This is a genomic window from Gammaproteobacteria bacterium (ex Lamellibrachia satsuma) (genome assembly GCA_019623805.1).
GTDB lineage: Bacteria > Pseudomonadota > Gammaproteobacteria > Chromatiales > Chromatiaceae > QGON01.
Genome location: CP053680.1, coordinates 1,973,309 through 1,986,134, shown reverse-complemented (window position 1 = coordinate 1,986,134; position 12,826 = coordinate 1,973,309). Strand labels below are relative to the sequence as shown.

Annotated in this window: 11 protein-coding genes; 1 reads left to right on the top strand and 10 read right to left on the bottom strand. The window is 51.7% G+C overall.

The annotated features are described in order from the left end of the window. Nucleotides 1-17: 17 nt before the first annotated feature. Nucleotides 18-815: a 3-keto-5-aminohexanoate cleavage protein gene (locus HPY30_08490; protein QYZ67966.1), complete on the top strand. Its 798-nt coding sequence runs from the start codon at nucleotides 18-20 to the stop codon at nucleotides 813-815. Nucleotides 816-933: 118 nt separating this feature from the next. On the opposite strand, the gene HPY30_08485 is transcribed toward HPY30_08490, so the two are convergent. The 10 genes from HPY30_08485 to HPY30_08440 all read right to left on the bottom strand — a co-directional run bounded on the left by HPY30_08485 (nucleotide 934) and on the right by HPY30_08440 (nucleotide 12,821). Continuing rightward, a complete protein-coding gene (locus HPY30_08485) occupies nucleotides 934-2,547 on the bottom strand; it encodes a hypothetical protein (protein QYZ66022.1) in 1,614 nt (537 codons plus the stop codon). Nucleotides 2,548-2,587: 40 nt separating this feature from the next. After that, nucleotides 2,588-3,106, bottom strand: coding sequence for a hypothetical protein (locus tag HPY30_08480; GenBank protein ID QYZ66021.1), 519 nt, complete (start codon nucleotides 3,104-3,106; stop codon nucleotides 2,588-2,590). After that, nucleotides 3,103-4,392: a hypothetical protein gene (locus HPY30_08475; GenBank protein QYZ66020.1), complete on the bottom strand. Its 1,290-nt coding sequence runs from the start codon at nucleotides 4,390-4,392 to the stop codon at nucleotides 3,103-3,105. Before HPY30_08475 ends, HPY30_08480 begins: the two co-directional genes overlap by 4 nt. An 18-nt stretch (nucleotides 4,393-4,410) precedes the next feature. Further along, entirely contained in the window at nucleotides 4,411-5,577 is a 1,167-nt protein-coding gene (locus HPY30_08470; GenBank protein ID QYZ66019.1) for an NAD-dependent epimerase/dehydratase family protein, read from the bottom strand. A 129-nt stretch (nucleotides 5,578-5,706) separates the two neighbouring features. Beyond that, nucleotides 5,707-6,897 (bottom strand): glycosyltransferase, encoded by a 1,191-nt coding sequence (locus HPY30_08465; protein ID QYZ66018.1) that lies wholly within the window; start codon nucleotides 6,895-6,897, stop codon nucleotides 5,707-5,709. 2 nt (nucleotides 6,898-6,899) lie between these two features. Further along, entirely contained in the window at nucleotides 6,900-7,601 is a 702-nt protein-coding gene (locus HPY30_08460; protein QYZ66017.1) for a class I SAM-dependent methyltransferase, read from the bottom strand. Nucleotides 7,602-7,610: 9 nt separating this feature from the next. After that, on the bottom strand, nucleotides 7,611-9,149 hold the full coding sequence (locus HPY30_08455; GenBank protein ID QYZ66016.1) for a hypothetical protein: 1,539 nt from the start codon (nucleotides 9,147-9,149) through the stop codon (nucleotides 7,611-7,613). Between the two features lie 271 nt (nucleotides 9,150-9,420). After that, nucleotides 9,421-10,527 (bottom strand): DegT/DnrJ/EryC1/StrS family aminotransferase, encoded by a 1,107-nt coding sequence (locus HPY30_08450; GenBank protein QYZ66015.1) that lies wholly within the window; start codon nucleotides 10,525-10,527, stop codon nucleotides 9,421-9,423. Nucleotides 10,528-10,551: 24 nt separating this feature from the next. Then, a complete protein-coding gene (gene ubiB, locus HPY30_08445; GenBank protein QYZ66014.1) occupies nucleotides 10,552-12,210 on the bottom strand; it encodes a ubiquinone biosynthesis regulatory protein kinase UbiB in 1,659 nt (552 codons plus the stop codon). Continuing rightward, nucleotides 12,207-12,821: a sterol-binding protein gene (locus tag HPY30_08440; GenBank protein QYZ66013.1), complete on the bottom strand. Its 615-nt coding sequence runs from the start codon at nucleotides 12,819-12,821 to the stop codon at nucleotides 12,207-12,209. The genes ubiB and HPY30_08440 overlap by 4 nt, the downstream gene beginning before the upstream one ends. Nucleotides 12,822-12,826 lie beyond the last annotated feature (5 nt).

Here is a 12,826-nt window from a genome sequence, read left to right as displayed (position 1 = left end):
ACCTGGCTCCAACAGGCATGATTCCAATAAAATCTCAAACGCCGCATGTGCCGATAGACCCGGATGAAATAGTAAGAGATGTTCTGGAATGTGTGCCTTTGGGTGTAAGTATGGTGCATTTGCACGCGCGGAACGAGGAAGGTTTGCCTACCTATAAGCATTCCTATTATGAAAAGATAATTCCTGCCATTCGTGAAAAGTATCCTGATCTGGTGATCGTTGCCACTACGAGTGGAAGAAATTTTAATGAATTTGAAAAACGATCTGAGGTACTAAATTTAACCGGTATTGCGAAACCTGATATGGGAAGTTTGACATTGAGTTCTGTTAATTTTAACAGGGAAGCCAGTGTCAACAGCCCAAATATGATTATGCGCTTGGCGGAAACCATGAAAGACAGGGGCATTAAGCCAGAAATGGAAATCTTTGACCTGGGTATGGTGAATTTCGCCCACTATTTAATCCGCAAAGAATTAATTGAGCCGCCATATTATTTCAATATTTTACTGGGAAATATAGCGGCAGCCCAAGCAAAATTACTGCATTTGGGATTGATAGTTTCCGAGCTGCCGGAGCAGTCTTTCTGGTCTGTTACCGGCATTGGAGATGCACAACTCAATATGAACGCTATCGGCGCTGTTGCAGCAGACGGCATTCGTATTGGTTTAGAGGATAACATCTGGTTCGATGAAAATCGTACCTGCTTGGCAACTAACGCGATGCTGGTAACGCGCATACGAAAAATCATTGATGCCTTGGGACGTCCGATAGCAACACCTGCCGAGGTGCGAAGTATGCTTAACCTGCCCGGCTAGTGTGCTGCATCATATGGACTGCAGCTTATTCTGCTCTTCTCTATCCCTTATAACTTTTTCAATGAATCAACTGGATATTTTATCCAGAGAAAGATGCATGGTGCCATCCTACGCTGCTCTAATGAATGCTGTCCGAACATTCTTCTGTCCGGCTTAGTAAGACAAATCTTTCCCCCAAGGGTGTGACGCTATAGGATTTAATTAAATGCGTGCGAATCTCGGGAGCGTAAACCCGTAAATTCGAACCCGTTTTCCCTCCTGCCATGAATTGTTTTCGCCTTGCGACAAAATAGTCTATGCAGTTGTTTTCTATTGCTTGCAGTACGGCCTGAGGTTCACCAGGTGCGCCGAATTCGGTGGTAAACAGGCGATAAAAGGTTGGGTTATTCAGGCCAGAAAGATAGGACATAGTCGTTGCTTCCGACATTGGGATGAGGGTTGCGGCCTTGTTCTCAGCGGTGAGTTCCATCATGCGTGTGATGTCTGCCTGTTGCCTGCTGTAGATATGCATTCCCTTCATGAGTGGATGATCCAGTTCGGTCGTTGGAAAAAAACGTACAGTCAGGCTTCCTGAGTAGATGTGAACACGGCAGAACCAGATAGCGAATAGGCTAACAGTGAAGATGCCGGCAATTGGCACCCATCTTGAAAGCCTGATACTTCCTGAATGTAAATATTTTAGGTGGATGTCAGACAGGATAATGCTCCAGACAATGTAGACTACAGCAAAGCTGGAGAGCATTCTGGAGTTCCAGACAAAGAGGTAGGTATAGGTCAGGGTTCCGATGGCAGTTACTGCAATGATAAGCCTGAGCTGGTCTTTTTCCTGGTTTGTATTCGAGAGAAAAAACTTGTATAGATGAATTAGAAAAAGAGTAAATGCGCCTACAACACCGAGTGCGTAAAACCACTGCTCTGCTTGCGGTCTGGTAAAAAGTGAAAATGGATTGAACCGTGAAATAATTCCCTGTTTTCCCATTACCTCTCTGCCATGATTTTGCCAGTAGTAGAGGTCTATATTGCTGATGAGGGCTTCCCATTTACCGACAAATATATATGCGAGTGCCATAGTGCCGAGTATGGCTACCAGAGTTGAAAGCATGAGGATCAGTTCTATGCTGAATGTAATCCAGATTTTCTTCTTGTTGCCCGTGGTCCCGCGATCAATTTTATTGGTGATGGCTTGGCTTAGGAGGGTGCCAATACCAAGTATGAGGGCGATGATGCCTGCTTGATGTCGCAGTAATAGTGCTATTCCAACCAGTAGGCCAATCAGGGCTGCGCGTTTACTGCTTGGCCGCCTAAGGTAATAGAGAAGGCTAGCCAGTACCCAGATGATTGAGGCGATAAAGATTACCTTGTACCAGGGGCCAGGAGCAAGGGTGTAGAGAATTACGGGTAGTGGTGCCCAGAGTGCAGGCAGGGCAGACTTGGAGATATAGAGCAATAGCTGTGCATTCAATAACAGTATTGATACAAGAAAAATCCGTTCTGTCAGTACGCCTTCGCCAAATAGCTGGTTAAAGCCCGCCAGCAGAAAATAACTCAATGGCGGGTAGGAGAAGAAATCTGCAATGGGCCAGGATCCCTCGGTGATTGATGAGGCTCCCATAAGTAAAAAACCTTCATCATCCAGAACAATGCCGTAATTGAAAAAGGTTAGGTAGTAGAGCAAGCCCCCAACAAATAACATGAGTTGGGGTTTCACCAGATAGAGATTGCGTAGATGCACGATTGATTGCCTATGAGTCAAACAAACATTTTCAGGAATGTTATTTTGGAGGTTGAGCTTTTTTCTTGAGAAATAGCCGGGCAAGAAAGAGGCAGAAAATGATGTTGATCAGTATGCTGACGTAATCCAATGTACGGGGCGAATTGACCTGGATGGACTCGATTTGATTTAGCCTGAAACCATATTGGTGTATGTTCGTTTCCTCCAGCGAAAACATCTCGCTAGAAAGGCATTTTATCTGTTCATTCAGGATGCTTTCCAGGGTTACATAGAAGCCTCTTGGTTTTGAAATCTCTGGTAGTGATAGATTGAGCTTACCTGCAAAGCTTGAGATGACGATTTGGTTTGAGGTTATGCTAGGGACATCTTTGATCAGGCGTTGCTTGAGTCGTCTTTGGATTTCTAAAGGAAAGCAGTTAGGGGGTAGGTGCTGATGGTACGTCACCCGTAGACGGTATGCGCCGTCTACCTGTAGATAAACCCAGGTTGACTGAAGTAAGGCCATACCAATCAGCAGTAATATCATCAGTTGTAACAGGTGGTGTTGAAGGCCTTTCATCTGAGTGCTCCCACGCGCTTCATCCAAGGCTTAGCTATCAGCGTGATGGCGAGAATTTGCAGCATGAGAGAGGGGAGAATGTCGATGAGCCCTCCCGTGTAACCACGCCAAATAGCCAGCCCAACCAAAAGTCCGATAGGAATCCCAACACGTTCTCCTGCCAGTGCCAGAAGAAAGAGAAACAGCACGGCTGAAACGATCCAAAAGAGAGGTGGAGTTGATGACCATGCGGCCCCTTCTCCAAAAAACAGGCTTGTTGTTTGACCTGCTGGGTGGCTGGGATAGATGGCATGATAGAGGTGTTCATTAAGGTTTGGCTGGTTGGATAGACGTAATTTTCTGGCAAGACCGTCCCATGCCGTTGGTGGTGAAACAGTGTCAGCAAGCTTCCTGGCCATGCTTGCATGGTAGAGTGGGGACATGATTCGCTGCAGAATCTGCCGCTCTCCCAAGCCTGTGGGCAGAAGGGGTTTTTGTGTGATGTTGGGATCAGGCGTTTGCAGAGAAGAGGTAGGCTGTCTGGCTGCAGAGGAGATGTCTGTTGTTGATTGCCCCGACAGGACATAGGCTTTTCTGGATGCCGAGTCAGTTATTACGGCAGGGATCAGAAGCAACGAAACAACAATGCCGATAATAAGTCGCTCTGTGAGAATTGGTCGGTAGCGTTTCCAGTGATTGCGTCGGTTCAGTGTGCGCCAGATGAACTCCAGTAAGTAGAATCCTATGCCGAAAATTAGTATTAAGAGTAGCGTGCCGCGAAAAAAGGCCAATGAAGCGATTACAAGCAGCAGTGTCAGCGCAAAATAGCGGCCAATCCTGGATCTATCCGTAACATACAGCTGGAGCAGTATGGGCCAGCATAGGTTTTCCAAAGACGTAAAGATTCCCTCTCGTTCGATCATGGCCAGACGCCCAAGCTGATCTTGTCCGGTGATACGGGTAAAAAAATGGGCGCAGAGAAGAGTGAGGACACCGATAATAAATAAACGGTAGAGGATGGAGCGTTCGAAGGTGTTGGGAGGTAGTGCCCAACGATTAACAGTTTGCCGCCCCTGCGGGAGGAGCAGCGTAGCGATTAGCATCAGGGCCGCCAGACAGAGTCCAGCGAGGGTTTCCCAGCCGACGGCGATAGTGTCCAGCCTGCATTGATCCAGCGGCGAGAGGGTCACCTGACAGGCCAGTGTGATATCGCCAAACCATTGCAGATCGGTCTGCCAGATGGCGATGCCAAGGGCGGCAGCCGTATAGAAAATGGCGAGAGCAAGGCCTCCGACGACGTAGATCAAATCCCCGGTCCTGTTGAGTTATTTTTTAATCCATTGTGAACGGGCGAGTATCTTGCTCTTGTCGCAACGATGGGCGTATTTTTTCGAGATCTCCATCACCTCATCCAGCAGTCCTTCGGCCAGCTTGGTGGGTTTGAGGCCAAGGTCAAGCAGACACTTGTTATCGACCACCAGTTCATTCTCGGCCGCCTCGTTGCGTGGGTTGTCGAGATTCTGCATCTCCACCCCGGTCATGTCAGCGACCAGTTTGGCCAGATCCCGGACCCGGTGGGTCTCAGTCAACTGGTTGAAAATCTGTACCGGCTGGCCCTTCTCCGGAGGGTTGTTGACCGCAAGTTCGATGCATTTCACGGTATCCTGAATGTGGATAAAGGCGCGCGTCTGGCCGCCGGTGCCGTGAATGGTCAATGGATAGTTGATGGTCGCCTGCATCAAAAAGCGATTGAGTACGGTGCCGTAGTCGCCGTCATAGTCAAAACGGTTGATCAGTCGTTCGTCCAGACGGGTCTCTTCGGTATTGGTACCCCAGACGACACCCTGATGCAGGTCGGTGATGCGGACAGCGTCATTCTTGTTGTAGAAATAGAAAACCAGCTGATCCATCGTCTTCGTCGTGTGATAGACACTGCCGGGGTCAGCCGGATGCAGAATTGTCGTTTCGAGGCGCTTCCCGTCGGGCAGCGGGATCTCTACGTCAAGATAACCTTCCGGAATCATCGCGCCATGATTTTTGTAGCCATAGACGCCCATGGTGCCGAGGTGGACGACATGAATGTCGAGTCCAGACTCGACGATTGCACAGAGCAGGTTATGCGTTGCACCCAGATTGTTATCCATCGTATAGCGTTTGTGCTTGGGGGATTTCATCGAATAAGGCGCGGCGCGCTGTTCGGCAAAATGTACAATGCAGTCTGGTTTGTACTCTTCGATCAGTCGTTCCAGCCGGTCGTATTCTACGGCAACATCCAGATCGATGAACTCAATGGTCTTGCCGCCGATCTCATTCCAGGCCGCAAGTCGGGTCGATATGGGGGCAATGGGTGTCAGGGAGTCCACCTCGAGTTCGACGTCGATCTTCCGTCGGGAGAGGTTATCTACAATCAGGACATCATGTCCCTGCTGAGACAGGTGGAGAGAGGTAGGCCAGCCGCAAAAACCGTCACCACCGAGAATCATTGTCTTCATGATGTGCGCTATCTTCCTGAAAATCCGATAATTTGTGCGGATCGGCAGCTATTTGTCGGCCGCTTGAAAAAAACGATAATGAGGTAAATTGTACAGTAGTTGGCCGTTTATTGTGTAGTTGCCCCAGGGCTATTTCTGCTGCGATGAGATGCCGGATTGATAGACGACAATCTGCTGGCCACGGAATGCTTTCCAAAGGCCGATGGAAAAACCGGTGTTTGCCAGAAAAAAACTGAATACAGCGCCAACAATAGGGATGTTGTGTTCTCTGCCTTCCAGGCGCCAGCCGATCATGCCTGCAAGGCAGAAAAGCAGTGCAACGACAGCGGCAGGGAGATAGGCATCGATTCTCAAACCCAGCCAGAGGCTTAATATCAGCAGCGCAAACAGGATTGGACCACCAAGCCACCGAAGCAGTTTATGAGACCAGAGGGTGAATGCGTATCCTGGATGACGAAAGGGGTTGAGAAGGTTTGGGCGCAACCAGGTGCCAACCCAGTTTCTCAGCGTCATGCGTACCCGAGTGTGGAACTCGCGACGGCTTTCATGCTCCATAATGTCATAGGCAATAGCTTTGTCGGCATGCTTTATCTTTGCATTCTGCAGTACTGCGTCGAGTGGAATGATGCAGTCGTCACCCACATTGAGAGGCAGATCAACAAAGTAATCTTTTCGGAAGGCCATGGCCTGTCCGCTGCAAACGGCGAGTAGACCCACTCTGCTTTCCAGCCTGCGGAGTTTGAGTTCATAGGACCAGTAGTATCCCTGACTTTGAGAGACGCCGCCGCCTACATCCTTGAACTGCAGATTGGCCGTAACACAGCCGACTTCGGGTATCAGAAAAGCCTCTCCAATATGGCGTAAATAATCCACTTCGAAGCGTGTATCGGCGTCGGTAAGGGCAACAATTCCATGTGCTATCGTGCCAATAGCCAGATTCTGAGTGCCGGATTTTCCAAGACGGCCACCAGACTGAAAGAGTCGTATGCAGGTGTGTTTCTCTGCGTATGCCTGAACAATTGGTTCAGTCCCGTCATCTGATCCATCGGAAGCGATTAGGATTTGAAGGCGGTCAGATGGATAATCCTGTGCCAGCAGATTATCAAGCCTGGCAGCGATCTTGCCCTCTTCATTGTAGACAGTCAGCAGCAAGGTAATGAAAGGTAGAGTGACCTCATCATCAGGAGACATCATACGTTTCTTTTCAGGCAGAATTGCCACAAGTGCGCCAAGTAGCCAGCCGTAACCCGCATAGACATATACCAACAGAAACAGAAACAGCCAGAAAAAAATTGCAGCAATCGTATCGAGCGGAGACATCTTCAGGGTTTCCGAATCAGCGCCAGATAGTGGGTTCGAAGAAGAGGGACACGTTCGAGCAGGCGACAGAGTGTAAACGAGAGTTTTGCTACGCGTCTTGTCAGAGGAGGCGCGAGCGTGACTGATTTTACTCTGCAGTCACCGCCGTCAAAGAGTTGCTTGATCTCCTTTTTTCCCACAGGCCAGACATCCTTGTTTTTCGGGTTGGGATAGCGAAAGTCGTACCAGAGAATAAGGCCGCCGGGTTTTAAGGTTCTCATCATTTCATTGGCAATGGCCTGTCGCAGGCCGCTATCGTTGATTGAGGTGAAAACCGTTTGTTGCACGACAATATCGAAGCTGTTGTCAGGATAAGGGATAGCGTCACCGCCACCGACAATCAGTTCTGCAGCAGGCAGGTAGGCTTTGGCTGAATCTATGAAAGCGGGCATTAGATCCAGACCTGTGAGGTTAACCTGTTGTGCGCCCCAGCGCAGCCAGTCGGCAAGACGTATGCCCCGCCCGCAGCCGACCTCGAGAATCCGGCTTTCACCTAAATCGGTACAGCCGGCAGATTGCAACATCGACAGAATATCCTCTTCCCTGTGTTGCAGCATGTAGAGTTCGCCGGGATAGAAGAGACTGTACTTGTCGAACAGCTTGTTATCGATTCGCTTTTGGTAAGTATCGAGGATGCGCTGGGTCTCTTTCCTGTTGCTTTCCATATCTGACACTCAGGCGATCCCCGTTGATTTTTTTAAATGAAAAAAACGCATTAATCGATGCCGCTGTTCAGGAAATATCCAGAGCAGTATGCCCCAAAAGAGAAAGGGCAGCGTAATGCCGCGAACCATTGCCAACAGGAGGTCCGTGCTGCCGGTCGTGGAGAGATAATGCCAGACATACGCAATTCCCGCACCTGTGAGAAAAAGCCAAATGGCCTCACGGAAGTCAGGCAGGACATCCGCTTCAGCAATACGATGGATAAAGAAAAAGACCGCGAGACTGGCGGCAAAAAAACTGATGGACAGAGTGAGAGAGGTGCTTTCCACTGTGCTATTGGTGCCTTGGATCTGCAAGGCAGCAAATAGAATGGTCAATGAGATCAGGCTGATGATGATGGGTATTTGGGGTCTGTGAAGGGCATAGAATATTCTGTAATAGACGACAAAGACGGCTTCAAAAACAATCGCGGGGGCAAAACCGCGCAGGGCGCTGGCAGTCAACGCTGAATCATCCGGGGTAAAGTTTTTTCTCTCAAGAAGCAGGCGCACAAGAATCTCGGCTTCAAAAAAGATCAGCATGCTAGCGGGGATCAAAAGCATGGCGCCCCAGAAAACGAGTTGGCGGGATAGCAGGGCGATCTTGTCCCAATCTTTATCAGCGTAGTATTTGACCATAATGGGCAATATCAGCGTACCGGCCACATGGGCTGCCAATGTCAAAGGGACTTCGTAGATGCGGAAAGCATAGGTCAGGGCCGAGACGGAGCCTGTCCCGTTGAAAGAGCCATATCCCCGTACGGCCAAGTGGGAGATCATCAGAAGACCAAGGCTGCTGCCAACCCCCAAAGACATAATGACAGGCCGCGCAAGTTTCCAGGCATGCTGAACGGGCGCTGCAGAAAGACTTACCAGGGAAGGTTTTATAGGAACCCGTCGCATAACGGTTATGCCCAACAGTGCTGCCATAAGCATGGGCCCGGTCATCACGCCAACCAGCAAAGACTTGTCTCCCAGTTGATCGGCGGTTGAAACGACAATAATGGTGAATATTACATTAATGCCCAGCCACGCAAGTCCAGGTGCGATAAAGCGATGTTCGGCATTGAGCGTGAGACTGAAAAGAAAATACAAGCTGTAAGCAGGCAGTAGCCAGACTAGCCAGCGGCCATGAAATGTTGCACTGGTAAGTTCTGCTTCCCCCAGTCCAGGGGCGAGTTTTGCAATGATCAGAGGGAAGAGTGTGCTTAGCAGCAGTGCAAGAAGGGCGGATGTAGAGATTACGACAGTCAATGCTGTGGAGAGGAGTTGACCCTGTTTTTTGAGTTGTTCGCCAAAGTGTCCAAGTGACGGGATGATGGCAGCTGTCAGGGCGGCGGTGATCAGGAGATCATTGACAGTCATGACAAATGCGTAGCTGCTGAAAAAAGCGTCAGTAACAGATCCCGCGCCAAACGATGCAGCGACAACTATTTCGCGCAGATAGCCTGCAATCGAGTTCAAGATGCTGAGTACAACCAGCACTATGGATGCTTTTTTTAAGCCTGGCATTATAGGTTTCAGTAAAAAGTGCCTGTTGCCGCCCTGCTTGGTCTAACAATCAAAGAAGAAGCGAGAAAAACGAATAGAAAAATCCGATGGATCATTTAAGAGACTCTGAATGAATCGGATATTGTCATTTCGACCGCAGGGAGAAATCTCATTCCTCGATAGTGAGTCAGTGCTCCGTTGCTTGAGATCCTCCCTGCGCTCGAGATGACGAGGTTTATTCAGAGTTTCCTTAAAAGATAGCATTCAGATGTCAGGGGTTCATTTGTATAGTTTATTCCAATTGGCCCTCTATCTCTTTTAGCGCCAGAGCGATTTTTTTCTGGTCGTCTGTCTCAAGGTAAGGATGCATTGGCAGGCTGATCACGCGTGCAGCGACTGCCTGGCTGACAGGCGTGTCTGCTGGATTGCAGTGCGTGGAGAATATCGGTTGTGCATTGAGCGGTACGGGATAGTGAATTGCCGTTGGTATTTCTGAATTAGACAGCATCGACTGGACCTTTTCCCGGTTTTTCACCTGAATCGTGTACTGTGCATAGACACTGCTATTCCCCTTCGAGATTGTCGGGGTGATGATGTTGCTGCAGTGCTCGTTGATGAGCGTTGTATATCTGTCCCCGATGGTCTGTCTAAGTTCAACCTCTTTATAGAATTGTTCCAGTTTTGCCAGCAATACTGCCGCCTGAAGGCTGTCCAATCGCCCGTTGATGCCCAGTCGTGGGTGATGATAGCGACGGTCTTGGCCGTGATCGCGGATCTCCCTGAGGGTCTTGGCCAATGCTTCATCGTTGGTGAAGAGTGCGCCGCCATCCCCGTAGCCCCCCAGGGGTTTGGAGGGGAAGAAGCTGGTGCAGCCAATGGTGGACAGGCCGCATGAGCGTTTGCCTTTATAGGTGGCGCCAAAGCTCTGTGCGCCGTCTTCGATTACCGGTAGTCCGTGGCGGTGGGCAATGTCGTTGATCGCGTCCATGTTGGCGCATTGCCCATAAAGGCTGACAGGCATGATGGCCCGGGTTTTAGGTGTGATCGCCTCCTCGATAAGATCCGGATCGATGTTGTAGGTGGCTGGATCGATATCAACAAAGACCGGGGTGGCGCCAAGCAGGGCAATGGTCTCTCCGGTTGCGATAAAGGTGAAAGGTGTGGTGATGACCTCGTCGCCAGGCAGGATATTGAGTGCCATCATTGCCATCAGCAGGGCGTCGGTGCCGCTGGAGACGCCGATACAGTGATTGACGCCGACGTAGGCGGCAAGTGCCTCCTCGAGTTCCGTCACCTCGGGCCCCATAATGTAACGGCCATGCTCGAGCACCTTCTGGATACGCCGGTTCACATCCTCTTGGATAAATCGGTACTGGGCTTTGAGATCAATAAATTGCATTGGTGTGCCTTGTTAATTAGGAGTTCAGTCGATGGATTTCAACCAGCTGCGCAGGATGACCAGGCCGCCGCCTATACCCAGGCCGCTGCCAATAAGCAGGGTTGCCGTGGCGGGAATGAGTGCGCCGCTGCCGAACACCAGCAGCAGTGAGCCGCTGAGCAGCATGGCGCTGCCTGAGATCACGGAGAGAGTACTGCGATGGTTGTGTCTCAGCACCTGCTGCATCTGCACCAGTTCATCCGATTTCCATTTGATTTCCAGGCGGCCGGCGGCGGCGTCTTCCACGATCTTGTTGATCTGTACCGGTAGGTCTGGCAGATGCTCGACGATGAGCGGCAGGTTTTCCTTCATCTTGCGCAGCAGCGCACGGTGGCCGATCTGCTCGCTCATCCAGCGTTCGAGAAAGGGCTTGGCGGTGGTCCACAGGTCGAGCTGCGGGTAGAGCATGCGCCCAAGACCTTCGATATTGAGCAGGGTTTTCTGCAGCAGCACGAGCTGGGGTTGCACCTCCATGTCGAAGCGGCGCGCGGTCTGAAACAGGCGCAGCAGGAAGTGGCCAAAAGAGATCTCGCTCAGGGGTCTCTCGAAGATCGGTTCGCAGACGGTGCGGATTGCCGCCTCGAACTCTTCGACCCGGGTGCTCTTCGGCACCCAGCCGGACTGAACGTGTAGTTCGGCAACACGCTTGTAGTCACGGTTGAAGAAGGCCAGCAGATTCTCTGCAAGGTAGCGTTTGTCGGCCTCGGTGAGGGTGCCCATGATGCCGAAATCGACAGCGATATAGCGGCCGCTGGGCTCCACGAAGATGTTGCCGGGATGCATGTCGGCATGGAAAAAGTTGTACTGGAAAACCTGGGTGAAGAAGATCTCAACTCCGCGTTCCCCCAGCAGTTTCATGCTGATGCCCTGACGTCGAAGTTCCTCCACGTTACCCACTGGTGTGCCGCTGATGCGTTCCATGACCAGTACATTCTGGCGCGCAAGATCCCAGTAGATCTCGGGCACATAGAGCGCCTTGCTGTCGAGAAAATTGCGTCTGAGCTGGGAGGCGTTGCCGGCCTCACGCATCAGGTCGAGTTCATCGAAGATGGTCTTCTCATACTCCTCGATCACCTCCACCGGCCGCAGGCGATGCCCCTCTTTCCAGTATTTCTCCGCCAGCCGGGCGATGGTGAAGAGCAGATCCACGTCGCGGCGGATGATCTTCTCGATCCCGGGGCGCAACACCTTTACCACCACTGGTGTGCCGTTTTTCAGCTGTGCGGTATGGACCTGGGCGACGGAGGCGGAGGCGAGTGGTTGTTCATCGAAGGCGTCGAGCAGTTCGTCAACGGGCTGGCCGTAGGCTTTCTCGATAATGGCCCGGGCCTGGTCTCCGGGAAACGGCGGCACACGGTCCTGCAATTTTGCCAGCTCATTGGCCAGATCGTCCGGCAGCAGGTCACGCCGGGTGGAGAGTATCTGCCCGAACTTGATGAAGATGGGGCCGAGGTCCTCCAGTGTGCGTCTGATGCGCTCCGGATAGGTGCCACGGTCGCGGCGAAGCCAGTACCAGGGTGATAGATAGATGAGGAAACGGAGCGGGCGAAAAAGGTGGGTGGCCAGCACCACCTCGTCGAGACCGTGACGCAACAGCACCAGATTGATATGTGCGAGCCGGAGTGCCTGAGAGGGGCGGATCATGAAACTGCCTTGGCGCGCAGGCGTTGCAGTCTGGCTGCCAGACGTTCCACATCATCTCGCAGGGTGTCGACGCCTGCCAGGAACGGCTCGATCTCGTAGCGGCTGGGCAGCAGACGCAGCTCCTCTTGCAGATACTCCTGCAGGTTCTGTCCGGAGGTTCGGCGCAGCTTCTTCCCCCAGCCAAACAGGCTGCGGGCGGCATTGCCGACTTCATGGGCGATGAGATCACCGGTGAGGTGGGAGAACTGCTCCTCCCAGTCGATATCGAGTGCGGAGAGGAAGTCGCCGAAACGGTGGGCCAGGGCGGAATCACCTTCGATCTCCACTGCGCCGCTGAAAAGCTGGTCGGCGCTTTTGCGGTTACCGCGCATGGCGGCCAGATCGAGGGGGGTGCCGCGCAGGGCGCAGTCCGGTTCTCCCTCGAAGTCACTCAGCAGCTGTATGCCTCCGGGTTCCGGGATCAGGTAGAGCGACAGGCCAAATCCCAGCAGATCGAGCCGGATGACCCGCCCAAACATGGGCTCCAGGCGCGCAGGTGCCTCAGGGTCGAGCCGGATAGCCTGGTTAATCAGCTGTTCAAGGGTGGCGAAGGCAGCGGCGCTAACAGTCATGTTTG

Coding starts and splice junctions, on each gene's coding strand:
- HPY30_08440 (QYZ66013.1), bottom strand. CDS start 12,821: ATGACTGTTAGCGCCGCTGCCTTCGCCACCCTTGAACAGCTGATTAAC.
- HPY30_08450 (QYZ66015.1), bottom strand. CDS start 10,527: ATGCAATTTATTGATCTCAAAGCCCAGTACCGATTTATCCAAGAGGAT.
- HPY30_08465 (QYZ66018.1), bottom strand. CDS start 6,897: ATGTCTCCGCTCGATACGATTGCTGCAATTTTTTTCTGGCTGTTTCTG.
- HPY30_08455 (QYZ66016.1), bottom strand. CDS start 9,149: ATGCCAGGCTTAAAAAAAGCATCCATAGTGCTGGTTGTACTCAGCATC.
- ubiB (QYZ66014.1), bottom strand. CDS start 12,210: ATGATCCGCCCCTCTCAGGCACTCCGGCTCGCACATATCAATCTGGTG.
- HPY30_08470 (QYZ66019.1), bottom strand. CDS start 5,577: ATGAAGACAATGATTCTCGGTGGTGACGGTTTTTGCGGCTGGCCTACC.
- HPY30_08460 (QYZ66017.1), bottom strand. CDS start 7,601: ATGGAAAGCAACAGGAAAGAGACCCAGCGCATCCTCGATACTTACCAA.
- HPY30_08490 (QYZ67966.1), top strand. CDS start 18: ATGATTCCAATAAAATCTCAAACGCCGCATGTGCCGATAGACCCGGAT.
- HPY30_08480 (QYZ66021.1), bottom strand. CDS start 3,106: ATGAAAGGCCTTCAACACCACCTGTTACAACTGATGATATTACTGCTG.